The sequence below is a fragment of the Sphingomonas ginsenosidivorax genome, from assembly GCF_007995065.1.
GTDB classification, from domain to species: Bacteria; Pseudomonadota; Alphaproteobacteria; order Sphingomonadales; family Sphingomonadaceae; genus Sphingomonas; species Sphingomonas ginsenosidivorax.
Window position 1 is genome coordinate 3819357 of sequence record NZ_VOQR01000001.1, and the last position, 23805, is coordinate 3843161.

Annotated in this window: 24 protein-coding genes; 10 read left to right on the top strand and 14 right to left on the bottom strand. The window is 68.1% G+C overall.

Going from position 1 to position 23805, the window contains the following annotated elements:
- Positions 1 to 66: 66 nt before the first annotated feature.
- Positions 67 to 2028 (top strand): potassium transporter Kup, encoded by a 1962-nt coding sequence (locus FSB78_RS17610; RefSeq protein ID WP_147083836.1) that lies wholly within the window; start codon positions 67 to 69, stop codon positions 2026 to 2028.
- A gap of 147 nt (positions 2029 to 2175) precedes the next feature.
- On the opposite strand, the gene FSB78_RS17615 is transcribed toward FSB78_RS17610, so the two are convergent.
- From FSB78_RS17615 to FSB78_RS17625, 3 genes are all read right to left on the bottom strand, one after another.
- The gene (locus tag FSB78_RS17615) at positions 2176 to 3576 is read right to left on the bottom strand and encodes a M20/M25/M40 family metallo-hydrolase (protein ID WP_147083837.1); all 1401 of its coding nucleotides are present in this window, start codon (positions 3574 to 3576) and stop codon (positions 2176 to 2178) included.
- Between the two features lie 68 nt (positions 3577 to 3644).
- Positions 3645 to 4583 (bottom strand): aspartyl protease family protein, encoded by a 939-nt coding sequence (locus FSB78_RS17620; protein ID WP_147083838.1) that lies wholly within the window; start codon positions 4581 to 4583, stop codon positions 3645 to 3647.
- A 180-nt stretch (positions 4584 to 4763) separates the two neighbouring features.
- On the bottom strand, positions 4764 to 7187 hold the full coding sequence (locus FSB78_RS17625; RefSeq protein ID WP_147083839.1) for a ligase-associated DNA damage response DEXH box helicase: 2424 nt from the start codon (positions 7185 to 7187) through the stop codon (positions 4764 to 4766).
- 90 nt (positions 7188 to 7277) lie between these two features.
- On the opposite strand from FSB78_RS17625, the gene FSB78_RS17630 reads away from it, so the two are divergent.
- Both FSB78_RS17630 and FSB78_RS17635 read left to right on the top strand, forming a co-directional pair.
- Complete coding sequence (locus FSB78_RS17630; RefSeq protein WP_147083840.1) at positions 7278 to 7883, top strand: hypothetical protein; 606 nt, start codon at positions 7278 to 7280, stop codon at positions 7881 to 7883.
- A gap of 186 nt (positions 7884 to 8069) precedes the next feature.
- Positions 8070 to 9068, top strand: coding sequence for a ligase-associated DNA damage response exonuclease (locus FSB78_RS17635; RefSeq protein WP_147083841.1), 999 nt, complete (start codon positions 8070 to 8072; stop codon positions 9066 to 9068).
- A gap of 124 nt (positions 9069 to 9192) precedes the next feature.
- Here FSB78_RS17635 and rpoN read toward each other — a convergent pair whose 3' ends face one another.
- From rpoN to FSB78_RS17660, 5 genes are all read right to left on the bottom strand, one after another.
- Positions 9193 to 10689 (bottom strand): RNA polymerase factor sigma-54, encoded by a 1497-nt coding sequence (rpoN, locus tag FSB78_RS17640; RefSeq protein WP_147083842.1) that lies wholly within the window; start codon positions 10687 to 10689, stop codon positions 9193 to 9195.
- 132 nt (positions 10690 to 10821) lie between these two features.
- Positions 10822 to 11610, bottom strand: coding sequence for an LPS export ABC transporter ATP-binding protein (gene lptB / locus FSB78_RS17645; RefSeq protein WP_242008373.1), 789 nt, complete (start codon positions 11608 to 11610; stop codon positions 10822 to 10824).
- A gap of 61 nt (positions 11611 to 11671) precedes the next feature.
- Entirely contained in the window at positions 11672 to 12211 is a 540-nt protein-coding gene (locus FSB78_RS17650; protein ID WP_147083843.1) for an LptA/OstA family protein, read from the bottom strand.
- 5 nt (positions 12212 to 12216) lie between these two features.
- Positions 12217 to 12873, bottom strand: a complete 657-nt coding sequence (gene lptC / locus FSB78_RS17655; protein WP_147083844.1) for an LPS export ABC transporter periplasmic protein LptC — start codon at positions 12871 to 12873, stop codon at positions 12217 to 12219.
- On the bottom strand, positions 12873 to 13493 hold the full coding sequence (locus FSB78_RS17660; protein WP_147083845.1) for a ribonuclease D: 621 nt from the start codon (positions 13491 to 13493) through the stop codon (positions 12873 to 12875). The genes lptC and FSB78_RS17660 overlap by 1 nt, the downstream gene beginning before the upstream one ends.
- 430 nt (positions 13494 to 13923) lie before the next feature.
- Between FSB78_RS17660 and FSB78_RS19695 the strand changes: the two genes are divergently transcribed.
- The 3 genes from FSB78_RS19695 (at position 13924) to FSB78_RS17675 (ending at position 16514) form a co-directional block, all read left to right on the top strand.
- A complete protein-coding gene (locus FSB78_RS19695; RefSeq protein ID WP_147083846.1) occupies positions 13924 to 14757 on the top strand; it encodes a cold-shock protein in 834 nt (277 codons plus the stop codon).
- 25 nt (positions 14758 to 14782) lie between these two features.
- On the top strand, positions 14783 to 15619 hold the full coding sequence (locus FSB78_RS17670) for a glutaminyl-peptide cyclotransferase (RefSeq protein WP_242008374.1): 837 nt from the start codon (positions 14783 to 14785) through the stop codon (positions 15617 to 15619).
- A gap of 265 nt (positions 15620 to 15884) precedes the next feature.
- Complete coding sequence (locus FSB78_RS17675; protein ID WP_147083847.1) at positions 15885 to 16514, top strand: carbonic anhydrase; 630 nt, start codon at positions 15885 to 15887, stop codon at positions 16512 to 16514.
- Positions 16515 to 16975: 461 nt separating this feature from the next.
- On the opposite strand, the gene FSB78_RS17680 is transcribed toward FSB78_RS17675, so the two are convergent.
- From FSB78_RS17680 to FSB78_RS17695, 4 genes are all read right to left on the bottom strand, one after another.
- The gene (locus FSB78_RS17680; RefSeq protein WP_147083848.1) at positions 16976 to 18568 is read right to left on the bottom strand and encodes a cisplatin damage response ATP-dependent DNA ligase; all 1593 of its coding nucleotides are present in this window, start codon (positions 18566 to 18568) and stop codon (positions 16976 to 16978) included.
- A gap of 6 nt (positions 18569 to 18574) precedes the next feature.
- On the bottom strand, positions 18575 to 18760 hold the full coding sequence (locus FSB78_RS17685; RefSeq protein ID WP_147083849.1) for a DUF1328 domain-containing protein: 186 nt from the start codon (positions 18758 to 18760) through the stop codon (positions 18575 to 18577).
- A 64-nt stretch (positions 18761 to 18824) separates the two neighbouring features.
- The gene (locus FSB78_RS17690) at positions 18825 to 19376 is read right to left on the bottom strand and encodes a TMEM165/GDT1 family protein (RefSeq protein ID WP_242008376.1); all 552 of its coding nucleotides are present in this window, start codon (positions 19374 to 19376) and stop codon (positions 18825 to 18827) included.
- Between the two features lie 11 nt (positions 19377 to 19387).
- On the bottom strand, positions 19388 to 19726 hold the full coding sequence (locus tag FSB78_RS17695) for a hypothetical protein (protein ID WP_242008377.1): 339 nt from the start codon (positions 19724 to 19726) through the stop codon (positions 19388 to 19390).
- Positions 19727 to 19895: 169 nt separating this feature from the next.
- Here FSB78_RS17695 and rpmG point away from each other — a divergent pair, with 169 nt between their 5' ends.
- Positions 19896 to 20063 (top strand): 50S ribosomal protein L33, encoded by a 168-nt coding sequence (rpmG, locus tag FSB78_RS17700; protein ID WP_017977469.1) that lies wholly within the window; start codon positions 19896 to 19898, stop codon positions 20061 to 20063.
- A gap of 303 nt (positions 20064 to 20366) precedes the next feature.
- On the opposite strand, the gene FSB78_RS17705 is transcribed toward rpmG, so the two are convergent.
- A complete protein-coding gene (locus FSB78_RS17705; RefSeq protein WP_147083851.1) occupies positions 20367 to 20729 on the bottom strand; it encodes a response regulator in 363 nt (120 codons plus the stop codon).
- 36 nt (positions 20730 to 20765) lie between these two features.
- Between FSB78_RS17705 and FSB78_RS17710 the strand changes: the two genes are divergently transcribed.
- Both FSB78_RS17710 and FSB78_RS17715 read left to right on the top strand, forming a co-directional pair.
- Positions 20766 to 21065 carry a DUF3572 domain-containing protein gene (locus tag FSB78_RS17710; RefSeq protein ID WP_147083852.1) on the top strand — a complete coding sequence of 100 codons (300 nt, stop codon included), beginning with the start codon at positions 20766 to 20768 and terminating at the stop codon, positions 21063 to 21065.
- On the top strand, positions 21062 to 21688 hold the full coding sequence (locus FSB78_RS17715) for an HAD family hydrolase (protein ID WP_147083853.1): 627 nt from the start codon (positions 21062 to 21064) through the stop codon (positions 21686 to 21688). Before FSB78_RS17710 ends, FSB78_RS17715 begins: the two co-directional genes overlap by 4 nt.
- A gap of 44 nt (positions 21689 to 21732) precedes the next feature.
- On the opposite strand, the gene purB is transcribed toward FSB78_RS17715, so the two are convergent.
- The gene (gene purB, locus FSB78_RS17720) at positions 21733 to 23025 is read right to left on the bottom strand and encodes an adenylosuccinate lyase (RefSeq protein WP_147083854.1); all 1293 of its coding nucleotides are present in this window, start codon (positions 23023 to 23025) and stop codon (positions 21733 to 21735) included.
- A gap of 201 nt (positions 23026 to 23226) precedes the next feature.
- Here purB and FSB78_RS17725 point away from each other — a divergent pair, with 201 nt between their 5' ends.
- Entirely contained in the window at positions 23227 to 23727 is a 501-nt protein-coding gene (locus FSB78_RS17725) for an EF-hand domain-containing protein (RefSeq protein ID WP_147083855.1), read from the top strand.
- The last annotated feature ends 78 nt before the right edge of the window (positions 23728 to 23805 follow it).

The following is a 23805-nucleotide window of genomic DNA, read 5'->3' on the forward strand; positions in this document are numbered from 1 at the left end:
GCTCTTGTGCGCCGCCGCAATCGGCGTAAAGCGCGCCGTCATCCGTGGAGGAGCGCTTTTCGCGCCATGTCGTCCGTAACCGGAATTTCCGTCCATCCCAACGCCACCGCATCCTCGGCGGCGCATGTGCACGTGCACCCGGCGTTGCTGGCGCTCACCGTCGGCGCGATCGGCGTCGTGTTCGGCGATATCGGCACCAGCCCGCTCTATGCGTTCCGCGAGGCGCTGTCGCAGACCGCGGGCGACGGCATCGATCCGTCCGAGATCCTCGGCGTGCTCAGCCTGGCGCTGTGGTCGCTGTTCCTCGTCGTCACGGTCAAATACGTGCTGTTCCTGATGCGCGCCGACAATCAGGGCGAGGGCGGGGTGCTCGCGCTCGCCGCGCTTGCCAGGCGGGCGACCGGGGTGCGACCGCGAGTCGCGATCGTGCTCGGCGCAGCGGGCGCATCGCTGTTCTACGGCGACGCGATCATCACGCCGGCGCTGTCGGTGCTGTCCGCGATGGAGGGGCTGCGCACGATCCCCAGCGCGGCGCACATCTTCTCCGAGGGCATGGTCCGCACGCTGACCATCGCGATCCTCGTCGCGCTGTTCCTGATCCAGTCGCGCGGCACCGCGCACGTCTCGAAGCTGTTCGGCCCGGTCTGCATCCTCTGGTTCCTCGCGATCGGCGGGCTGGGGCTCTGGCATATCGCCGACGAGCCCTCGATCGTCCGCGTCTTCCTGCCGAGCTACGGCATCATGTTCCTCGCCACGCACGGCGTGATCGGGCTGTTCGTGCTCGGCGCCGTGTTCCTGACGGTTACGGGGGCCGAGGCGCTGACCGCCGACATGGGCCATTTCGGCATCAAGCCGATCCGGCTCGGCTGGTTCCTGCTCGTGCTCCCCGCGCTCGCGCTCAACTATCTGGGGCAGGGCGCGTTCGCGCTGTCGCGGCTCGAGGATGCCGCAGGGCGCGGCGTGCCCTTCGTCAACCAGGACTGGTTCTTCCTGATGGCGCCCGAGCCGGTCCGGCCCGCGCTCGTCGTGCTCGCCGGGCTCGCCACCGTCATCGCCAGCCAGGCGGTGATCACCGGCGCGTTCAGCCTGACGCAGCAGGCGATCCAGTTGGGCCTGCTGCCCCGGCTGCGCATCCGCCAGACCTCGGCGAATTTCGCGGGGCAGATCTATCTGCCCGCGATCAACTGGCTGCTGCTGCTCGGCGTGCTGGTGCTCGTGATCCAGTTCAAGACCTCGTCGGCGATGGCCGCGGCGTACGGCATCGCGGTGACCGGCACGATGGTGGTGACCACGCTGCTCGCCTATATCGTCGTGCGGCATCGCTGGAACTGGTCGCGGCCGCTCGCGCTCGCCGCGATCCTGCCGTTCCTGACGCTCGACCTGATCTTCTTCGGCGCCAACATCCTGCGCGTGATCGAGGGCGGCTGGGTGCCGCTCGTCGTCGCCGCCGCGATCGGGCTGATCATCTGGACCTGGGTCCGCGGGAAGAAGATCGTCCGCGCGTTCGAACAGCGCCAGAGCATCCCGCTGCTCGACCTCGCCGCCGCACTCGAGAAGCGCCCGCCCGAGCGCGTCGCGGGCACCGCGGTGTTCCTGACCGCCAACCCCAAGGCGACGCCGGGCGCGCTGCTCCACAACCTCAAGCACAACAAGGTGCTGCACGCGCGCAACCTGATCGTCAGCGTCCGTACCGCCGACCGGCCGTTCGTCGCCGACGAGGACCGCGCGCAGGTCGAGCGCGTCAACGACGATTTCTCCAGCGTCGTGCTGACCTACGGCTTCATGGAATCGCCCGACGTGCCGCGCGACCTCGGCGTCGGCAGCCGCAGCGAACAGCTCGGCCTCGACCCGATGCGCACCTCGTTCTTCATCGGCCGCAACACGCTGAAGCCCGACGCGGAAAAGGGCATGCCGCCCTGGCAGGACCGCATCTTCATGTTCCTGCAGCGCAACGCCAGCGACCCCACCGACTTCCTGCGCATCCCGCCGGGGAAAGTGCTCGAGCTCGGCGAACAGGTCACGGTTTAGGGGCGGGCAGGAGCGCTCACCCCAAGTCCGTCATCCCCGCGGAGGCGGGGATCCATATCCTCCGACGATCGCGATGGAGCCGCGCGGTCAGCCAGTATGGATTCCCGCCTGCGCGGGAATGACGGCTAGGGCTGGGCGAGGTCGAGCCTACCCCGCATACGCCTTCACCAGGTCGAACAGGTAATCCCGCCCGCGGTACAGCGACTCGATCCGGATCCGCTCGTTCAGCCCGTGGATCCCGCCGAAATCCTTCTCGATCATGATCCCCGGCGCGCCATAGACCGGGATGCCGATACCCCCGATGAACACCGCGTCGGTCGCGCCGGTCGACATCAGCGGCAACAGCGGCAGCCCCGGGAAATACTTCGCCGCGATCCTGGTCGCCGGCCCGGTGATCTTCGGATCGAGCTTGGGCGGGATCGCGGTCGGGCGCACCGGCTGGTTGGCGGTCACCGTCACCTTCGCGCCCGCCAGTTCCTTCAGCTTGGCGAGCGTACCGTCGACGCTCTCGCCCGGAAAGATCCGGCAGTTGACGTTCGCGGTCGCGCGCTGCGGCAGCGCGTTCTCGGCATGGCCGGCGTTGAGCAACGTCGCGACGCAGGTCGTGCGCAGCGTCGAATGCAGCGCCTTGTCGCGGCTGACGATCGCGTCGGCCGCCTTGTCCTCGGGGTTGGCCAGCAGCCGCGTGATCGCAGCCCCGGTCTCGCCCGGGCTGCTCTTCGCGGTGGCGGTGAAGAACGCGCGCGTCGTATCGGTGAACCGGACCGGGAATTCATAGCCCTGGACCGCCTTCACCGCATCGGCGAGCTCGTAGATCGCATTGGCGGGCGTTGGCTGCGAGCTGTGCCCACCGGCGTTGGTGGCGACGAAGGTATAGTTCTGCGCCGCCTTCTCGCCGACCTGGATCGCGAGCAGCTGCGGCTTGCCGTCGTCGCCCAGCCGCCCACCGCCGCCCTCGTTCAGCGCGAACTCCGCGGCGATCAGCTCGGGCTTGTTCGCGGCCAGATATTCCGCGCCGTTCCACGCGAACGTCGTCTCCTCGCCACAGGTCAGCGCCAGCTTGACCGTCCGCTTGGGGCGGAAGCCCTCGGTCTTGAAGCGGATCAGCGTATCGGACCAGATCGCCGCCTGCGCCTTGTCGTCGACGGTGCCGCGCGCGTAATAATAGCCGCTTTCCTCGACCAGCTTGAACGGATCGCGGACCCAGTCCTCGCGCTTGGCCTCGACCACGTCGAGATGCGCGAGCAGCAGCATCGGCTTGATGCTCGCGTCGCTGCCCTTCAGCACCGCGACCAGCCCGCCATCCTTGGGATGCTCGGGCACCGAGAAATAGGTGAGGTCGGCGTCGGCATAGCCCGCCGCCTTCAATCGCGCCCCGATCTGCGCCGCGGCCTGCGTGCAGCTGCCGGCCGACAGCGTCGTGTTGGTCTCGACCAGCTCCTTGTACAGCCCGAAGAACGCCTTCTGGTCGGGCCGCGACTGCGCGGTGGCGGCGGCCGGAATCGTCAGCAGCGCGGTAGCGGCCATCAAGGCCTTGCGGATGGTCATGCGTCCCCCTCTTGTCGTCTGCGCCAAATAGAGCGGCAATCGAGAGGCCACGCAACCTCCCCGGTTGCTCAGATCCCGAACCGCGGCGGCGCGGCCCCGCTGCGCGGCACCGTGAAGCGGATCTCGCGGTTGGCGAAGTCGATCTGGACGACGCGGAACAGCCGCAGCATGTCCATCCCCATCATGATCGCGGGGCGGGTGTCGAGCCGGAACCGGCGGAACGGCGCGACCTCGGCGAACGCGATCGGCACGTTGGTGAAGCCGATCCCGCCGAGCGTGACGTCGTCGACCAGATGCCCGTCGGCGACCAGCTGCTGCCCGGTCGCGGAGACCACGCTGATCGGCCCGATCGGCTTGGCGCGCCCGCCGATCGCGGCGCGCAGCGCGGCGTTGCCGATCGTCACCGGCGACCCGGTGTCGATGATGACGGCGATCCGCGTGTTCCGCCAATGCGCGTCCGTCACGATCAGCTGGCCATAGACCGATCGCGCGGTGACGACGATCTCGTCGGAGGTCCCGCGCGCGATCGTGCGCCGCCGGGTCGAGGGTTGCAGCGTCATCCGCTTGCGGTCGAAGTCGATCCGGACCTTGTGCTCCTGCAGCACGTCGATCCCGAGCATGCCCAGCGCCCCCATGTTGCGCGCCTCGAGCGCGGGCGCGCGGATCACGTTCTGCCGGATCGTGCTGACCGCCAGGCCCGGCACCAGCGTGGTATCCACGGTCGAGGTCCCCGTCATCGTCGTGACGCGGACATTGCCGCCCGACGCCAGCCCCAGCACGCCCGCCAGCTCGCGCGCGACGACCGTCCGCTCGGCACCGGTATCGATCACGAACGGCCACGGCCCGCGCGTGCCGATCCTGACCGGCACCGTCATCCGGCTCGCCACGTCGCCGAGCAGCAGCACGCTCTCGTCGGTCAGCGGCAAAGGCGGTGGCGTCGGCGGCGGAATCACCAGCTGCGCCGGCGGCGACGCGGCAGCGAGCAACACGGCGATCAGGCCCTTCATGGACCCAAGCTGCGCCCGATCCGGCCCTTTGGCAAGCGGCCCTCGTCCAATCCTCCCCCGCCAGGGGGAGGTGGCGCCGAAGGCGACGGAGGGGGCGGACGCGGAACAGAGGTGGCGCTTACCGCCCCCTCCGTCACGCTACGCGCGCCACCTCCCCCTGGCGGGGGAGGATTGGAACCTCTAATCCACCCGCATCGCCTCCGCCGCCAAGGCCTCCGCCTCGACCAGCAGCGCGTCGTCGGCATTCCCCGTCGACACCTTCTCGCGCCCGATCAGCGTCAGCACCGGCACCGCGAGCGGCGTCACCCGCTCGACATCGACGTGCAGCATCGTGTCCGCCGCCCGGTCGAGCAGGTTCGCCAGCCGCCCGACATCGGTCATCCGCGCGCGCGCATCCGCCCACGCCGCCTCGAGCAGCAGATGCGTCGGCTCATATTTGCGCAGCACGTCGTAGATGAGGTCGGTCGAGAAGGTGACCTGCTTGCCGGTCTTGCGCTTGCCCGGATGCTGCCGCTCGACCAGCCCGCCGATCACCGCCACCTCGCGGAACGCGCGCTTGAGCAGGTGCGACTGCTGCACCCAGTCGACGAACTCGTGCTCGAGAATGTCCGACGAGAACAGCGACGCCGGGTCGGTGATCTTCTCCAGCCCGTACACCGCGATCGCATAGTCGTTCGCGACGAACCCGAGCGGCTTCAGCCCCTGCGTCTCCATCCGCCGCGTGATCAGCATGCCCAGCGACTGGTGCGCGTTCCACCCCTCGAAACTGTACGCGACCATGTAGTGCCGCCCCTCGCGCGGGAAGGTTTCCACCAGCAGCTGCCCCGGCTTGGGCAACACCGATCGATAGGCCTGGAACTCCAGCCATTCGCGCACATCGTCGGGAAACCGCGACCATTCCTGCGGCGTCGCGAGGAATTCGCGCACCCGCGCGGCCAGGTTGGTCGACAGCGGCATCCGGCTGCCGCCATAGGTCGGGATCCGCGCCGGCCGCGACGTCGCACGGACGATCAAATCCTCGGTGTCGATCTTCATCACCTCGAGGCTGAGCCCCGCGAAGAAGAAGGTGTCACCGTGCGACAGCGTCGACGCGAATGCTTCCTCGACCTTGCCGAGCTGCCGCCCGTTGTTGAACCGCACCTGCAGCATCGTCGCCTCGACGATGATTCCTGCGTTCAGCCTATGCTGGCCGATGAATTTAGGGTGGCTGACGCGCCACGACCCATCGGCATCCTGCGTCAGCCGCTTGAACTTGTCATAGGCCTTGAGGCTGTAGCCCCCGTCGCGGATGAACCCGAGCACACGCTCGAACGTGTCGGTCGGCAGCGCGGAATAGGGCAGGGCGGAGCGGATCTCGTCGAGCAGCGCGTCCTGGTGGAACGGCGCCGCGCACGCGCACGCCATCACGTGTTGTGCCAGCACGTCGAGCCCGCCTTCGCGGAAGATGTCGGCATCGAGCTCGCCGGCCTCGACCGCATCCAGCGCCGCGCGCGCTTCCAGATATTCGAACCGGTTCCCCGGCACGACGATCGCCTCCGACGATTCGTCGAGCCGGTGGTTCGCGCGCCCGATCCGCTGCAGCAGCCGCGACGATCCCTTGGGCGCGCCCATCTGGATCACGCAGTCGACATCGCCCCAGTCTACCCCCAGGTCGAGGCTCGCGGTCGCGACCAATGCGCGCAGCTTGCCCTCCGCCATCGCCCCCTCGACGCGCTGCCGCGCTTCCTTGGCGAGGCTCCCGTGATGCACCCCGATCGGCAGCGAATTGACGTTCACCTTCCACAGATCCTGGAAGATGAGTTCCGCCAGACTGCGCGTGTTGCAGAACACGATCGAGGTCCGGTGCGCCTCGATCTGCGTCATCACCTGTTCCGCGGCATAGCGCCCCGAATGCCCCGACCAGGGGATCCGCCCCTCAGGGAGCAGGATCTCGATATTGGGCTCGGCGCCCGCCTCGCCAGCCACGCTCGCGACCTGGTCGATATCGCCATCGGGGGCGAGCCACGCGCGATAGCCATCGGCATCGGCGACCGTCGCCGACAGCGCGACGCGTCGCATCCCCGGCGAGATCCGCTGCAACCGCGCCATGCACAACGACAACAGGTCGCCGCGCTTGCCGGTTGCGAACGCATGGACCTCGTCGACCACGATCGTGCGGATCCCCTCGAACATCGTGAAGCTGTCGGGATAGCTCAGCAGCAGCGACAGCGATTCGGGCGTCGTCAGCAGGATCTGCGGCGGCTTGATGCGTTGCCGCGCCTTCTTGTCCGACGGCGTGTCGCCGGTCCGCGTCTCGACGCGGATGTCGAGCCCCATTTCCTCGATCGGGGTGATCAGGTTGCGCTGCACGTCGACCGCCAGCGCCTTCAGCGGCGATACGTACAGCGTGTGCAGCCCCTCGGTCGGGTCCTCGACGAGTTCGGAGAGCGTCGGCAGGAACCCGGCGAGCGTCTTCCCCGCGCCGGTCGCCGCGACCAGCAGCGCATGTCGCCCCGCGCGACCCTGCTCCAGCATCTCCACCTGATGCCGCCGCGGCCGCCAACCCCGTGCGGCGAACCAGTTTTCCAGGATCGGGGGAAGGTCGGTCACGGCCTGTTCACGCATCGTCGTGATATGGGGGCGTAATGTCGGACCGCCATGGACGTGCGCCCCGCGTCCTGTTTTTTGACGTCCGACCCGATCGAAAGGCTCTTCGTGCTGCTTCGCTATTGCCTCCTGCCACTGTCGTTGCTCGCCCTCCTGCCATTCGCCAATGCCGATGCCGCGACGAAGTTCTTCGTCGGCGCAGGCGGCCGGGTCCGCCTGTCGCACCCGGCCAATCTCAACCCGACGCGGACTTTCTCGGGCCGCGCGCTGATGACCGCCGGCTGGCGCACGATGTGGGACGGCAAGCCTGTCGGCCGCGGTATCGGCGTCGCGCGCTTCTGGCAGATCGCCAAGCCCCGCGACGGCGTCGGTCAGGTGATCGAGATGGTCCAGATCGGCTTCAGCCGCGACGCCGGCGTCATCGCCCGCTGCGGCACCGACGGCGCGAAGGGGCCGAACGGCCGGCGCCTGCCCGACCGCATGCTCGGCGGCCATCGCTGGACCGCGTACAGCAACGGCGACGCCGGCATGAGCCAGGGCATCGCTGCGACCAACCTGCGCACCGTGGTCGAGGGCACGTGCTACGCGGTCGACCGCATCACCTACAGCATCAAGGCCGCCGGCGCCCCGTCGCGCACCGCGCCGACCCAGGCGGTGGCAGCTGCCGCAATGGACGGCATCCTCGCGACCGTCCACGTCGGCCGGCGGCGCTAGAATGATCCTCCCCCGCCAGGGGGAGGTGGCACGCGCAGCGTGACGGAGGGGGCGGACGCGCAGTGCGCGGGTCGAGAGCGCATCACTCACCGCCCCCTCCGACGCCTTCGGCGCCACCTCCCCCTGGCGGGGGAGGATAGGGACCCCCGTTTGGCACCCAACCCACCCCCCGCGCGTACTACCCCCATGGCAAAGCTCGGCGACTGGCTCGAACCCCACCCGCACGGCATCCTCGTCAAGCCGATCGACGCGTGGATCGACCCCTCGATCCCCGTCGCACGCGCGCTGGTGACGCACGGTCATGCCGACCACGCCCGCGGCGGGCACGAGGCGGTCTGGGCCACGCCCGAGACTCTCGCGATCATGGACGCGCGCTACGGCCCGCAGGCCGGCAACTCCGTCGCGTACGGCGAAACGATCCGGATGGGAGAGGTCGACATCGGCTACGTCCCCGCCGGCCACGTCCTCGGCTCCGCGCAGATCGTGCTCGACTATCGCGGCGAACGCATCGTCGTCTCGGGCGATTACAAGCGCCGCTCCGACCCGACCTGCACGCCGTTCGAACCGGTCAAATGCGACGTCTTCGTCACCGAGGCCACGTTCGGCCTGCCCGTCTTCCGCCACCCCGACACCGGCGACGAGATCGACAAGCTGATCGCGGCGCTCCACGCCAACCCCGATCGGTGCGTCGTCGTCGGCGCCTACGCGCTCGGCAAGGCGCAACGCGTCATCGCCGAACTGCGCGAGCGCGGGCACGAGGCGCCGATCTACATCCACGGCGCGCTGCAACGCCTCTGCGACCTCTATGTCGAGCACGGCGTCCGGCTGGGCGACCTCATCCCCGTCGGCGACACCAGGAAGGCGGAGATGGCGGGCCATGTCGTGATGTGCCCGCCCGGCGCGCTCAACGACCGCTGGTCGCGGCGGCTGCCCGACCCGATCACCGCGATGGCCAGCGGCTGGATGCGCGTCCGCCAGCGCGCGGTGCAGAAGAACGTCGAACTCCCGCTGATCCTGTCCGACCATGCCGACTGGGACGAACTCACCACCACCCTGACCGAGATCGCCCCCAAGGAAGTCTGGGTCACCCACGGCCGCGAGGACGCCCTCGTCCACTGGTGCATGACCCGCCAGATCAAGGCACGCGCGCTGGCGCTGGTGGGCTTCGAGGACGAGGATGACTAACCCCCCGTCACGCCCGTCACTTTCCGTCACCCTGAACTCGTTTCAGGGTCCACCCGTCCCCAGGCGATAGCGCCCGAGTGGACGTGGATGCTGAACCAAGTTCAGCATGACGGAGGAGCGAAGGTTACGCCCCTTCCAACGTCCGAGCCCGACGCCGCTGCACCGAACTCCCGATCCCCAGCGCCTCGCGGTATTTCGCCACCGTCCGCCGAGCGATGTCGAACCCCTTCGCGTTGAGCAGCTCGACCAACGTATCGTCCGACAAAATCTTCGCCCCCTCGGTCGCGATCAGCCCGCGGATCGCTGCCTTCACCGCTTGCGCCGACACCGCATCCCCGCCGTCCGCCGCCTGGATCGCCGACGTGAAGAAATATTTCAGCTCGTACAGCCCGCGCGCGCAGCTCACATATTTGTTGCTCGTCACCCGGCTGACGGTCGATTCGTGCATCTCGATCGCATCCGCCACCTGCTTCAGCGTCAGCGGCCGCAGGTGGGCGACGCCCTTCAGGAAGAACGCCTCCTGCTGCTTCACGATCTCGGTCGCGACCTTGATGATCGTCCGCTGGCGCTGGTCGAGTGCCTTTACCAGCCAGTTCGCGCTCGCCAGGCACTCGGTCAGCCACGCCTTCGACGCCTTGTCCTGCTGGCCGCCTGCAAGCTCGGTATAATAGCTCCGGTTGACCAGCACGCGCGGCAGCGTCGCGCTGTTGATCTCGATCCCCCAGCCGGTCTTGGTGCGCGCGACGAACAGGTCGGGCACCACCGCCTGCGACGGTTCGCCGCCATAGCGGCACCCGGGTTTCGGGTCGTAGCCGCGTAGTTCGCGGATCATGTCCGCCATGTCCTCGTCGTCGACCTGGCAGATCCGCTTCAGCCGCGTCAGTTCGCCGCGCGCGAGCAGGTCGAGATTCTCGATCAGTCGCGCCATGCATGGATCGTAGCGGTCCGCCTCCTTCGCCTGCAGCGCGAGGCATTCGGCGAGATCGCGCGCGCCGACCCCGGTCGGATCGAGGGTGTGGATGATGCCCAGCACGCGCTCGACCCGCGCCAGCGGCACGCCCAGCCGCTCGGCGATCTCGCGCACCGGCACGCTCAGATACCCCGCCTCGTCGATCTGGTCGATCAGATGCGCTGCAATGAACGCATCATCCTGCCCCACCACCGACCCCGCCTGCGCCATCAGATGGTCGGCAAGGCTGAGCCCGGTATCCGCGAACGCGTCGAGATCGGGCCCGTCCTCGCCGCCAGCACCGCCCGTGCTCGCCCCGGTCATCGACAGCGCGCCGTCATTGCCGCTGCCGCCGTCGGCGATGCTGTCCTGCTGATGGCTCTCGGTCGCATAGTCGACGTCGAGCGCCGGCTCGGCGGCGCCGCCCGCGCCCGAGAGCAACTCGTCCGCCGCGACGCGCTCGTCGCGGACCTCGGCGACCGGTTCGCGATCGGGGATGTCGCCGTCCTCGGCCGGGCTCGCCTCGAGCAGCGGGTTGCGCTCGACCTCCTCGGCGATGAACCCCTCGATCTCCAGGTTCGACAGCGCGAGCAGCTTGATCGCCTGCTGCAGCTGCGGCGTCATCACGAGCGATTGCGACTGGCGCAGGTCGAGACGCGGCGCGAGACTCATGGACGGCCGCCCCAACCCAAACCCGTCACCCCAGCGAAGGCTGGGGTCTCGTGCGGCAAGGGCGCGCCCTCCGACCGGGAGATCCCAGCCTTCGCTGGGATGACGGAAAGAGGCGCGTTGGTCCCCATAGCCCTAGAGCGAGAACCCCTCGCCGAGATACAGCCGCCGCACATTGGCGTCCGCCACCAGCTCGGCCGGCGACCCTGAGAACAGCACGCGCCCGTCATAGATGATATACGCGCGGTCGACGATCTCCAGCGTCTCGCGGACGTTGTGGTCGGTGATCAGCACGCCGATGTCGCGCCGCTTCAGGTCCTTCACCAGGTCGCGGATGTCTGCGATCGAGATCGGGTCGATCCCCGCGAACGGCTCGTCGAGCAGCATAATCGACGGATCCGCCGCGAGCGCGCGCGCGATTTCCGCGCGCCGTCGCTCGCCGCCCGACAGCGCCATCGCCGGCGCGGTCCGCAGCCGGGTCAGCCCGAACTCCTCGAGCAGCGTATCGAGTTTCCGCTCGCGCGCGGCCTTGTCCGGCTCGGACAGCTCAAGCACGGTGAGGATGTTCTTCTCGATGTTGAGCCCGCGGAAGATCGACGTCTCCTGCGGCAGATATCCCAGCCCCAGGATCGCGCGGCGGTACATCGGCAGGCTGGTGATGTCCTCGCCGTCCAGCATGATGCGGCCCGAATCGGGCTTCACCAGCCCCATCACCGAATAGAAGCAGGTCGTCTTGCCCGCGCCGTTCGGCCCGAGCAGCCCGACGACCTCGCCGCGCCCGACCGACACCGACACGTCGGTCAGAACGGTGCGCTTGTCATAGGATTTGGCGATCGAGACGACCTGGAGTCCGTGCGCGACCGGCGCTTCGACGATCGGCGCCGTCGCGGATCCGTCGATCGGGGGCGGGGTGGTCGCGTCCATGGCCAACGTCTCGCAAAAACAGGTTAATTCTAAGTCGCGGACGGTCGCCGGGACCGTCCGGTCAGTTGCGCTTGGGGACTGAGAACGTCCCCGTCACGCGCCCGCCGGTCTGCGTCACGCCCGACGTCGCGCCGGTCGCGCCCTTGCTGCCCGCCACCGACGATCCGTCGATCACCGCGCGCCCGCTATCCAGGTTCATCGTCAGCCGCCCGCCGTTCACGGTGTTCCCCGCCTGGGTCAGCGTCACCGCGCCCAGCATCGTAATGATGCGGCGGTTGAGGTCGTAGATCGCGTACTGGCTGCGCGCGGTCTGGTCCGGCCGCTTGACGGTGACCCCGCCGCTCGCGTCGAGCCGCGATACCTGCGGGTTCCCGCCGACGACCTCGCCGGTATAGGCGACCGTCATCCGTGCCGAATTCAGCGTCATCTCGGCCTGCCTGACCGAGACGTTGCCCGACAGCACCGCGCGGTTGGCCTTGTCCTGCAGCTCGATATGATCCGCGCCGAAATCGATCGGCGCGTTGGAATTATGCGCCTTTTGCGCAAGGGCGCCGCTCGCGGGCAGCGAAACGAGCAGGGCGGCGAGAAGGGACAGGCGCATGGCGGCTATTTCGCCCCTCTGGGGACGATCCGCAAGCGCGCATTGCCATCGAGCGTCACGGTGCGCCCTTCCAGGTCGGCGCGCAGCGCGTTGGCGCTGAACACGCCTTGCGGCACGGTGCCGTTGACCGCACCGCCGCTGCGCATCGTCCGGTTGGCGAGGTCGAGCGTCGCATCGTTGGTCTTGAGGTCGTAGCCGCCCGCCGCGGTGAAGTTCAGCGGCCCGTCGAGCTGCACCTTCTGCGTGTCCATGTCGTAGCGCCCGGTGTTCGCCTTGATCTGCGCCGGGCCATCGGTCAGCTGGATATGCGCGTCGAGCTTGTTGAGCTGGACGATCGGCTCGGCCGAGCTCTTCTGGATCGCCGACCCGGCATCCAAGCGGAACGCCTGGCCCTTCGAATCCTGCCCGCGATACTGCGCCGATTGCAGCTTCAGCCGCTCGGACGCGACATCGACCTTGTTCTTGTCGAGCACGAACGACACGTCGCCGCCCGCGGTCAGCGGCGCCATCACCAGGAATGCCGCCAGCACGCCGATCAGCGTCGGCAGCCCCACGCGCGCGACCGCGATCAGCCGGTCGTGCGTGCCACCGGGCTGCGCCCAGAGCTGCCGCTTGGACCGTTCGCGCCGCGCGACCGCCGAGGGTGGGACCGTGGTGATCATCAGGCGTGCGCGAAGATGTCGATCTCGGGCCATCCGGCCAGATCGAGCGCCGCGCGCGTCGGCAGGAAGTCGAAGCACGCCTGCGCCAGCGCCGTCCGGCCTTCGCGTGCGAGCCGCATGTCGAGCTCGGTCTTCAACCGGTGGAGGAAGCGGACGTCCGACGCCGCATAGTCCTTCTGCGCGTCGCTCAAGGTCGGGCTGCCCCAGTCCGACGATTGCTGCTGCTTGGAGATGTCCTGCCCGAGCAGTTCGCGCACCAGCTCCTTGAGGCCATGCCGGTCGGTATAGGTCCGCACCAGCCGCGATGCGATCTTGGTGCAATAGACCGGGGCTGCGACGACGCCGAGATAATGCTGGACCGCGGCGATATCGAATCGGCCGAAATGATACAGCTTCAGCCGGGCGGGATCAGCGAGCAGCGCCTTCAGGTTCGGCGCATCATAGCCGGCGCCCGCCGCGAATCGCACCAGATGCTCGTCGGGCCCGCCGTCCGACAGCTGCACCAGGCACAGCCGGTCGCGCGGCGTGATCAGTCCCATCGTCTCGGTATCGACCGCGATCGATGCGCCGGGGGCGAACAAGTCGGCGGGAATGTCGTGTTCGTGCAGATATACGGTCATCCCCGGGCCCTAGCGGTCCGCGCACCCCCGCTCAAGCGGTGTATCGCGCCGCTCACACACGCGCCGGTCGATCCCCTTGCGTCACTCTGACGAAAGTCAGGACCCGGAGGCTCTGACGACTCCGCCCGTAACCCCCGGGTCCCGGGCCAAGCCGGGGATGACGACCGGGTGTTGGCCCTGATCCGTGTTCCTGACCCACATCAGCATCACGCACGAAAATGCCTCAACCCGTGCCTTCCGTGCCACGGTTCGGCCATGATTCCTCCGGAATGGTTGACTCCGAACAAGATTCTGTTCGCGACCGCTTGCATTTTGCGCTAGGGGTACCGGTAAGGCGCAAAAGGTTTCGCGCCGGAGAACCTGCGTTTGTCGTCCGGCACGGGGGTTTTTGGAGAGATTTGCGGGCGAACCGGGAAGACGATCAGGGCTTATGGGTTTCGATAAAGGTGGCCGCGGGAACCGTGGCGGGCGCGGCCGCGACAAGCGCGACAGCTTCGGTGGCGGTGACGAAGGCGGCAGCGGCTTCGGCGGCGGCAGCTCGTACGGCGGTGGCAGCAGCTACGGTGGCGGCAGCAGCTACGGCGGCGGCGGCGATCGCTTCGGCGGCGGCAGCAGCTACGGCGGCGGCGGCGATCGCTTCGGCGGCGGCGGCGGCGGCGGCGGTGGCTTCCGCAGCGGCGGCGGTGGCGGCGGCTTCTCGGGCGGTGGCGGCGGCGCAGGCCGCGGCATGCCCCCCCAGGTCGTTGGCGAAGGCACCGGCGTGGTCAAGTTCTTCAACGCGCAGAAGGGCTTCGGCTTCGTCGTCCGCGATGACGGCGGCGAGGACGTGTTCGTTCACATCAGCGCCGTCGAACAGGCTGGCATGACCGGCCTGGCCGAGGGTCAGCCGCTCGGCTTTACCCTGGTCGACCGCGGTGGCCGCATCTCGGCAACCGAGCTCAAGATCGACGGCGAGCCGATGGCCGTCACCGACCGCGGCCCGCCGCGCGACCGTGACGAAGCGCCCCGTGGCGGCGCAGGTGCCGGTGGCGCACAGCGTCAGCTGACCGGCGAGAAGGCGACCGGCACGGTCAAGTTCTTCAACGCGATGAAGGGCTTCGGCTTCATTCAGCGCGACGACGGACAGCCCGACGCGTTCGTCCACATCTCGGCCGTCGAGCGCGCCGGCATGTCGACGCTGAACGAGGGCGACAAGCTCGAGTTCGAGCTCGAGGTCGATCGTCGCGGCAAGTACGCTGCCGTCAACCTTAGCGCAGGCGGCTGAACCGACTTCTGATCCGGACCCATCCGTGATCGGAAAGTTCATGATTGCGGTCGGTCTCGCCTTGGCGGGGCCGGCCGTTTTCGTGCGCGCGGCGGAAGCCGGGCAGGCAGTGCCTGCTGCGAAGCCCGCGCCGTCACCCGTTGCCACGTCCACGTCCGACAAGGCGCCGATGCTCGGCGCGACGATCGTTGCGCGCTACCCGCACGATCCCAGGGCCTTCACCGAAGGCCTGCTCTGGCATGACGGCGCGCTCTACGAGAGCACGGGGCAGGAGGGGGCGTCCGACGTCCGCCGCGTCGACCTTGCCAGCGGCAAGATCCTTGCCAGAGCGACGATCCCGCCCGCGCAGTTCGGCGAAGGCCTCGCGCTCTGGGCCGGCCAGCTGATCAGCCTCACCTGGCACGACGGCATCGCGCATCACTGGGACGTCCGCACGCTCAAGCCCGGGAGCCGGGCCCGCTACACCGGCGAAGGCTGGGGCCTGACCGCGGACGCGACCCGGCTGATCCAGTCCGACGGCTCGCCCACGCTGATCTTCCGCGATCCAAAGACGCTCGCCGAACGGAGCCGCGTCCCCGTGACGATCGACGGCCGGCCGCTCCGCGACATCAACGAACTCGAATATGTCCGCGGCGCCGTGCTCGCCAATGTCTGGCGCACCGGCTTCCTCGTCCGCATCGACCCCGCCACCGGCCGCGTCACCGCGGTCATCGATTTGCGCCCGCTGGTCGCCGAGATCGGCCCGACCGGCACCGATTCGGTGCTCAACGGCATCGCCTGGGACGCAAAGGGCGATCGCCTGTTCGTGACGGGCAAATACTGGCCCACGCTGTTCGAGATCCGGATAGACGAACCCCGCTGAAGGTTGTGCTCTGCGAAAGGGCGTGCGGTGCGGGAGCGCCGGGACCCGGATCGAGCCCGCGGCGTTGCAGAATGCGGAGGCCGGCTCGCGCATGGGCGCGTACCGTGCGGACGTGTCTCACCCACAGCCAAAGTTGAACGTCTCGGTCGCAACTCGCCGCAAATTCCGCGCGCTTCCTCGAATTCCGCGGCACTGCGAAGATGACAAAAAGTTCATGAACCACCATCTCACGCCCGAAACGGCCCCAAACAGCGAAAGGCACTACATGCGCAAGTTCAAGGATCTGATCGACGGCTATTACCGCTTCCGCGGCAACGAATGGATCGACGAGCGCGAAAAATGGACCGAGCTCGCCGGTGGCCAGACCCCGAAGGTCATGGTGATCGCCTGCTCCGACAGCCGGGTCGACCCTGCGACAATCTTTGGCACGCGCCCGGGTGAGGTCTTCGTCGTGCGCAACGTCGCCAACCTCGTGCCGCCGTTCGATCCCAGCGGCGGTCTGCACGGCGTGTCCGCCGCGGTCGAATTCGCAGTCACCGTGCTCAAGGTCGAGGAAATCCTCGTCCTCGGTCATGGCCAGTGCGGCGGCGTCAAGGCCTCGCTGTCGGGCGCGCTGCGCGATGCGAAGCCCGGCGAGGGCGGCTTCGTGGCCGAATGGATCAAGCTGCTCGACGACGCGCGCGAAAAGGTCGTCGCCGATGTCGGCACGGGCGCGGACGGCCAGACCGCGCTCGAGAAGGAAGGCGTGAAGGTCTCGATCGCGAACCTGAAGACCTTCCCGTTCGTCCAGGCCGGGCTCGACGCCGGCACGCTCAGCCTCGAAGGCGCGGTGTTCGCGATCGACGACGGCAAGCTGATGGTTCTCGGCGAAAACGGCGCATTCGCCGCCGCCTAAGGGCCGGTCGGGACGATCGTCGGCGGCAGGTCCATCCGACCCCGTCCGCGATCGTCCTCCCCGCGAAGGCCATCGTCCCCGCGGGGGCCGTCGTTCCCGCGGATGCCGTTGTCCCCGCGGATCCCGTCATCCCGGCCTCCGTCACCCCCGCCCTCCGTCGTCCCCGCCACTCCGTCATCCCCGCCACTCCGTCATCCCCGCCACTCCGTCATCCCCGCGGAGGCGGGGATCCATACCCTTGGAGCCAGCGGTCCTGCATCAGCGCCAGCCAGTATGGATTCCCGCCTTCGCGGGAATGACGGCAGATGGTCGGGCGGCGGTGCCCTTCCTCCCTCAAGGGAGGATTTCGCTGTCCTACACGCCGCGTTTTGGCAGGCCCGGATCGCTCGTTCGACCCGTGAATCGCCCCTGCCGCATGACGCGAGAACATACTCGTCGGCGTGACTTTCGTCACCTTCCGCTCAGACGATCATCCGCCGCAGCGTATTGATCAGGTCTGCCTCGGCCGCCGGCTTGTCGGTCCGGATCCGCGCGATCCGCGGGAAGCGCATCGCGACCCCCGATTTGTGCCGCTTCGACTCGTGCAGCGAATCGAAGGCGATCTCGAGCACTAGCGTCTTCTCGACCTCGCGCACCGGCCCGAACCGGTTGAGCGTGTTGCGCCGCACGAACCCGTCGAGCATCTTGAGCTCTTCGTCGGTGATCCCCGAATAGGCCTTGCCGACCGGCAGCAGCTCGCCCTCCTCGGTCCAGCAGCCGAACGTATAGTCCGAATAGAAGGACGACCGCCGCCCGGACCCGCGCTGCGCGTACATCATCACGCAATCCGCGGTCAGCGGATCGCGCTTCCATTTATACCACAGCCCGACGCGCCGCCCACCGACATAGGGCGAGTCGCGCCGCTTGAGCATCACGCCCTCGATCGCCGCATCGCGCGCCCCCGCGCGGATCGCCTCCAGCGCGGTGAAGTCCTCCGCCTCGATCACCTGGCTCAGATCGAAGCGGTCCGGGTCCAACCTCGGCATGAAGGCTTCCAATCGCCTGCGTCGATCGGTCCAGCTCAACTCGCGCAGATCCTCCGCGCCGTCGAACAATATGTCGTAGAGCCGCACGAACGCCGGATAGTCGGCCTGCATCTTGGCCGACACGGTCTTGCGTCCCAGCCGCTGCTGCAGCGCGTTGAAGCTCGCAGCCCCGCCGCCGTCCTCCAGCGTCCCGCCCTGGTGCTCGCCCCTGACCAGCAACTCGCCGTCGACCGCGCCCGGAGTCGAGAACGCCGCTGCAACCTCGGGGAAGCTGCCGGTTACGTCGTCCCCGGTCCGGCTGTAGAGCCGCGTGATCCCGGCGACGTGGACGATCTGCACGCGGATGCCGTCCCATTTCCACTCGGCGGCATAGTCGGCCAGGTCGACGCGGCCATCCTCCAACCCGTGCGCAAGCATGAACGGCCGGAACACCGGCACGTCCGCCGGGGTCGGCTGCGCGCCGGCACCGGTACCCCAGGCGAACAGGCTTTCGTACGGCGGCGACAATCCGTGCCACACTTCCTCGACCGCATCGACCTCGAGCCCGAACGCGTTGGCAAGCGCGGTCTTGGCGAGTCGCGCGGACACGCCGATGCGCAGCGCGCCGGTCGCCATCTTGAGCAGCGCGAACCGTTCCTCCGCATCGCACCGGTCGAGCATCCCCGCCAGCACCGCCGGTGCATCCGATCGCGACAAATGCATCAGCCCGTCGACCACCTGCGCGATCGACAGCGGCGCGGGGTCGACCGGCACCACGGGCTCGGGCCACAGCAGCGCGACCGTCTCCGCGGTATCGCCGACATAGTCGCGGCTCATCCGGAACAGCACCGGGTCGACCCGCGACTCAATCAGCGCGCGGATCATCGCCGGCTTGACGCCAGGCAGGTCGAGATCGCCGGTCAGCGCCGCCATCGCCCACCCGCGATCCGAGTCGGGCGTCGCCAGCAGGTAATCGGCGATCAGCTTCAGCTTCGCATTGCGCGACCGCGTGTAGATCAGCGAATCGAGCAGGGCGGAGAAGGCGTGCACCGGGCGTCAGTCGATCGCGTTCTTGATTCCCTTGCCCGCGAGCAGCCCGAGCACGAGGAAGATCACGAACAGCGCGATCGCGATGAAGAACAGGATCTTGGCGATCCCGATGAACGCGCCGCCGACGCCGCCGAAGCCGAGCAGCGCCAGCACGAGGCCGATGACGAGAAAGGTGATGGCGAGCTTCAGCATGGGAAATCTCCTGTTGAAACGACAACAGGCGAGCGGGACGTCCGTTCCGGCAGGGACGGTTCTCCTAGATCAGCGCGACCGCCCCAAGACCCAGCACGGCGCCGACCACCAGGAAGAGGATCCCGATCGCGATCCGCAGCGGCCGGAGCGGCAGCCTGGTCCACGCCGCTTCCCCCATCACCGCGGCCGGAACGACCACCGCCAGCGAGCCGATCGTCGCACCCACCGCGGCGAGCGCCGGCACCGGAGTGCGCGCGGCGAGCGTCACGACGATGAACTGCACCCCGTCGCCGAACGCGAGGATGAACAGCCCGAGCGCCGCGGTCGCCACCGCGCCGATCCGCCATCGCTCCAGCCGTTCGGGTGCCTTGGCGGGAAACAGCGCGCCGCCGCCCTGCAACAGCAGGGCCAGGGCGAGCATCAGCTGCTTGGCATTGGGCGCCAGCATCGGCGCGAGCACGGCGCCCGCGGCCGCAGCCAGCCCGCTCGCCGCCATCAGCGCCAGCGCCGCCATCGCGATCACCTTGCCCGTGCCGAATCGGTCCGCAAGGATCGCCGTGAGCCACACCGTGCGATCCCCGACCTGCGCCAGCGCCGCGGCGACCAGCGCCGCCATTAACACATCCACTACCCCGCCAGCCGCACCGAACACGCCGCCGCAAACGCATGGCACGCCTGCACGTCCTGCCGCTCGCTGACGATCGCATCGCCGAGGATCGACAGCCAGCCATGCACCAGCGCGCCATGCTCCCCGCGTGACAACGCCGAATCGACGAAATGCGCGACCGTGACTACGGGGTTGAGCCCGTTGCGATGCGCGATGACGCGGATCGCATCGATCTCGGGCGCGAGCTCGCGAGCTTGCGTATAGGGCGCGCGCACGTCGATTGCGGCGATCCGCGCCGCCAGATCGGCTTTCACCACGCCCAGTCCCGATCCATCCCCTTGCACCGACATCCGCCCCATCGTCCGCCTCCATTGTCTTATCCGTGCATCTTGCACCCGGGGTGGTAAACACGTGGTTTCCGCTGGCCGGGAGTTGACTTCGGCACCGCGATCCGCCATGCGCACTCCCTGATAGAGCGGCGGCATTGCCCGCCGCTTTCGCATTTTTACAGCTTTAGGGATTGGGCGCATGGCCAAGCCGACTACCGTCAAGATCAAGCTCGTCAGCACCGCGGACACCGGCTTCTTCTACGTCACCAAGAAGAACCCCCGCACCAAGACCGAGAAGCTCTCCTTCTCCAAGTACGATCCCGTCGTGCGCAAGCATGTCGAGTTCAAGGAAGCCAAGATCAAGTAATCCGCGCGGCGCCTATGGGCACCGTTCGTATTGCCAGCGATCCAGAGCCGCGGGCGCCAGCGTCCGCGGCTTTCGCGCGTTTGCGGCAGTGCTGAAGACAGTCGTCCCGCCCGCCATGTCGCGTCACCCACCACGCTTCCGTCACGCTCACACAAATCCGTCATCCCAGCGAAGGCTGGGATCTCCCGGTTACAGGTCGCGCCCTTACCGCGGGAGCCCCCAGCCTTCGCTGGGGTGACGGCGGTGGGAGGCAACGGATGACGGCGGGTGGCAACGGCCGGTGACTGTAGACAGCCTGGCGCCCTAGACCAGCGCCCCCACCGCATCCATGAACCGCGCCAGGCTGATCGGCTTTGACACATAGGCATCCGCCCCTGCCGCGCGGATCCGGTCCTCGTCGTCCCGGCCGGCATAGGCGGTCACCGCCATCACCGGGATCGTCTTCAGCACCTCGTCCGCCTTCAGCTCGAGGATGATCTCGTACCCCGTCACATGCGGCATCTGGATGTCCATGATGATCAGGTCCGGGGCGAAGTCGCGCGCGCGCGCCACCGCCTCGCGCCCGTCGCGCACCGGTTCGGCCACGAACTCGTGCGCTCTCAGCAAGTCACAGAAAAGTTTGAGGTTGAGTTCGTTGTCCTCGACAACGAGCACCTTCTTTGCCACCCGAGCGGTCCCTTCGATAAGAGGCGACGATAGGCAATGCGGACGCGCGATTCAAACGAAGTCGCCGACAGGGGCGATGCGGAGAGCCTCGCGCTGCAGGCGCTGGTCTGGATACTGAGCGAGCAGGACCGCGCCGAGCGTCTGCTCGCGATGACCGGTCTCGACCCCGACGACCTGCGGACGCGCGCCGGCGAGCCTGCGGTGATGTCCGCGGTGCTCGGCTTCCTCGAGAATTACGAACCAGACCTGATCGCCTGCGCCGACTCGCTGGGCGTCAGGCCCGAGGCGCTGGTCCGCGCCCGCGCCCAGATCGACGGACCGGAGTTCGACGCATGAAGCCGCTGCTGATTTCCGACTGCGACGAAGTGCTGCTGCACATGGTCCGGCACTTCGGCACCTGGCTCGGTGAGCGCCACGACATCGACTTCGCGATGCAGCACGGCGACTTTTCCGACGCGATGACTCGCCGCGACGGCGGTCCGCCGCCGACGCGCGAGGAGATGTGGAGCATGCTCGGCGAGTTCTTCCCGGGCGAGATGCACCGCCAGACGCTCGTGCCGCACGCGGTCGAAGCGCTGCAGCGGCTCGATGCGATCGCCGACATCGTGATCCTCACCAATCTGCAGGACGACTGCCAGCAGCCGCGGATCGAGCAGCTCGCGGAATTCGGGATCGCACACCGCGTCGTCTGCAACCAGGGCGGCAAGGGCGATCCGGTCGCGCGACTGGTCGCGGACTATGGCGCGACGGTCACCGTGTTCGTCGACGACCTGTCGGTCCATCATAGCTCGGTCGCCAAGCACGCGCCGGGCGTCCACCGGTTGCACATGGTGTCCGAACCGACGCTCGCGGTGCACGTGCCCAAGGCGCCCGACGCGCATGCGCGGATCGACGACTGGCGCGAAGCGGCGGACTGGATCGCCGCGCGCTTCGCAGACGCAACGCCCGCCAGCGCCTGACGGCCCGCCGCCCGCGGTGAACGGGCGGCAGGTCTTTCATCGCCTCAGCCAAAGACGCGGGCGAAAATCGTGTCGACGTGCTTCAGGTGGTAGCCGAGATCGAACTTGTCCTCGAGCTCGGCGTCGGACAGCGTGACCTCGGGATCGGCCTTGAGCAGGTCGAGCAGCGACAGCGCGCCGTCCGAATCCCACACCTTCATCGCGTTACGCTGGACGAGGCGGTACGAATCCTCGCGGCTGACGCCGGCCTGGGTCAGCGCGAGCAGCACGCGCTGCGAATGGACGAGGCCACCCATCTTGTTGAGGTTCTTGAGCATCCGCTCGGGGTAGACGACCAGCTTGTCCATCACGCCGGTCAGCCGCGCGAGCGCGAAGTCGAGCGTGATCGTCGCGTCGGGGCCGACATAGCGCTCGACCGACGAGTGCGAGATGTCGCGCTCGTGCCACAGCGCGACGTTCTCCAGCGCGGGGGTTACGTACCCGCGGACCATGCGGGCGAGGCCGGTGAGGTTCTCGGTCAGCACCGGGTTGCGCTTGTGCGGCATCGCCGACGAACCCTTCTGGCCGGGCGAGAAATACTCCTCCGCTTCGAGCACTTCGGTGCGCTGCAGATGGCGGACCTCGGTCGCGAGCCGCTCGATCGAGCTGGCGATGACGCCCAGGGTCGCGAAGAACATCGCGTGGCGATCGCGCGGGATGACCTGCGTCGAGACGGGCTCGACCGACAGGCCGAGCTTCTCAGCGACGTACGATTCCACAAACGGATCGATGTTCGCAAACGTGCCGACCGCGCCCGAGATCGCGCAGGTCGCGACGTCGTCCTTCGCGGCGACGAGCCGTGCGCGGTTGCGTGCGAATTCGGCATAGGCCTGCGCCATCTTGAGCCCGAAGGTGACGGGTTCGGCGTGGATGCCGTGGCTGCGGCCGATCGTCGGCGTCATCTTGTGCTCGATTGCGCGGCGCTTGAGCACCACGAGCAGCGCGTCGATATCCGCGATCAGGATATCGCTCGCCTTGGCGAGCTGCACCGCGAGGCAGGTGTCGAGCACGTCGGACGAGGTCATGCCTTGGTGCATGAAGCGCGCCTCGGGGCCGACATGTTCGGCGACGTTGGTCAGGAAGGCAATGACGTCGTGCTTGGTCTCGCGCTCGATCTCGTCGATCCGGTCGACCTCGAACGCGCCCTTGGCCCAGATCGCCGCGGCGGCTTCCTTGGGGACGACGCCGAGTTCGGCGAGCGCGTCGGTGGCGTGCGCCTCGATCTCGAACCAGATTTGGAAGCGCGCTTCGGGCGTCCAGATCGCAACCATGTCGGAACGGGAATAGCGGGGGACCATGGGTTACCTCTGGATCGCAGGACAGGATGGGCCCGCGCTGCCGGCGAACCCCGAAGCGGGCGGGTAGCAGGCCCGCGGCACGGGCACAAACCACGGCGTTGGGAACCTATTGCGGCAGTCGGCGGTTTGTTCCCCGACCTGTTCGAAAGATCGCTTCTGTGGTCTTTGAGTAACAGCCCCGATAACAGACGGAGACACGTAATGTTGAAGTATGTCTTTCTCGCCGGTGCAATGACCATCGCCGCCCCCGTGCTTGCGCAGGCTGCGCCACAGGCTGGCCCGAATTCAGCACGGGCTAGCACCACGGGCACCGTTGCTCCGGCGACGCCTGCGACGACTACCGATGCGGCGCCCGCGACTCCGCAATCCACGACCGCGGCGCCTTCAACGACGGCACAGGCCGACCCTGCGGTGCCCCAGGCGATGGGTGCGGCGCCGACCGAACAGGCCGCAACGGGCAGCCAGGTGGCACAGGTCGTCGATTCGGAGTTCCCGACCTATGACAAAGATAGCGACGGCAAGCTGAGCCAGGTCGAGTTCGCCGGCTGGATGGATGCGCTCAAGGCGAAGACCGATCCCAGCGCCAAGTCGGGCACGGCGGAGGCCAAGAAGTGGAACACCGCCGCGTTCGCGCAGGCGGACACCAACAAAAGCAAGTCGGTGACGAAGGAGGAACTGACCGGGTTCCTGTCCAAGGGCTAAAGCCGCCTCGTCACGCGGAGAAGGCCGCCGGGTTCGCACCCGGCGGTTTTTTGCGTGGAATGCGCTCACGCGGGTTTG

What these genes read in the sequence shown, in the direction of transcription:
- FSB78_RS17650 (WP_147083843.1), bottom strand. Translation starts at nt 12,211, where the DNA reads ATGCGCCTGTCCCTTCTCGCCGCCCTGCTCGTTTCGCTGCCCGCGAGC.
- rpoN (WP_147083842.1), bottom strand. Translation starts at nt 10,689, where the DNA reads ATGAGTCTCGCGCCGCGTCTCGACCTGCGCCAGTCGCAATCGCTCGTG.
- FSB78_RS17685 (WP_147083849.1), bottom strand. Translation starts at nt 18,760, where the DNA reads ATGCTGAAGCTCGCCATCACCTTTCTCGTCATCGGCCTCGTGCTGGCG.
- FSB78_RS17725 (WP_147083855.1), top strand. Translation starts at nt 23,227, where the DNA reads ATGTTGAAGTATGTCTTTCTCGCCGGTGCAATGACCATCGCCGCCCCC.
- FSB78_RS17710 (WP_147083852.1), top strand. Translation starts at nt 20,766, where the DNA reads ATGCGGACGCGCGATTCAAACGAAGTCGCCGACAGGGGCGATGCGGAG.
- FSB78_RS17635 (WP_147083841.1), top strand. Translation starts at nt 8,070, where the DNA reads ATGGCAAAGCTCGGCGACTGGCTCGAACCCCACCCGCACGGCATCCTC.
- FSB78_RS17620 (WP_147083838.1), bottom strand. Translation starts at nt 4,583, where the DNA reads ATGAAGGGCCTGATCGCCGTGTTGCTCGCTGCCGCGTCGCCGCCGGCG.
- purB (WP_147083854.1), bottom strand. Translation starts at nt 23,025, where the DNA reads ATGGTCCCCCGCTATTCCCGTTCCGACATGGTTGCGATCTGGACGCCC.
- FSB78_RS17610 (WP_147083836.1), top strand. Translation starts at nt 67, where the DNA reads ATGTCGTCCGTAACCGGAATTTCCGTCCATCCCAACGCCACCGCATCC.
- FSB78_RS17615 (WP_147083837.1), bottom strand. Translation starts at nt 3,576, where the DNA reads ATGACCATCCGCAAGGCCTTGATGGCCGCTACCGCGCTGCTGACGATT.
- FSB78_RS17625 (WP_147083839.1), bottom strand. Translation starts at nt 7,187, where the DNA reads ATGCGTGAACAGGCCGTGACCGACCTTCCCCCGATCCTGGAAAACTGG.
- FSB78_RS17715 (WP_147083853.1), top strand. Translation starts at nt 21,062, where the DNA reads ATGAAGCCGCTGCTGATTTCCGACTGCGACGAAGTGCTGCTGCACATG.
- FSB78_RS17675 (WP_147083847.1), top strand. Translation starts at nt 15,885, where the DNA reads ATGCGCAAGTTCAAGGATCTGATCGACGGCTATTACCGCTTCCGCGGC.
- FSB78_RS17690 (WP_242008376.1), bottom strand. Translation starts at nt 19,376, where the DNA reads ATGGCGGCGCTGGTCGCCGCGGCGCTGGCGCAGGTCGGGGATCGCACG.
- lptB (WP_242008373.1), bottom strand. Translation starts at nt 11,610, where the DNA reads ATGGACGCGACCACCCCGCCCCCGATCGACGGATCCGCGACGGCGCCG.
- rpmG (WP_017977469.1), top strand. Translation starts at nt 19,896, where the DNA reads ATGGCCAAGCCGACTACCGTCAAGATCAAGCTCGTCAGCACCGCGGAC.
- FSB78_RS17660 (WP_147083845.1), bottom strand. Translation starts at nt 13,493, where the DNA reads ATGACCGTATATCTGCACGAACACGACATTCCCGCCGACTTGTTCGCC.
- FSB78_RS19695 (WP_147083846.1), top strand. Translation starts at nt 13,924, where the DNA reads ATGGGTTTCGATAAAGGTGGCCGCGGGAACCGTGGCGGGCGCGGCCGC.
- FSB78_RS17695 (WP_242008377.1), bottom strand. Translation starts at nt 19,726, where the DNA reads ATGGGGCGGATGTCGGTGCAAGGGGATGGATCGGGACTGGGCGTGGTG.
- lptC (WP_147083844.1), bottom strand. Translation starts at nt 12,873, where the DNA reads ATGATCACCACGGTCCCACCCTCGGCGGTCGCGCGGCGCGAACGGTCC.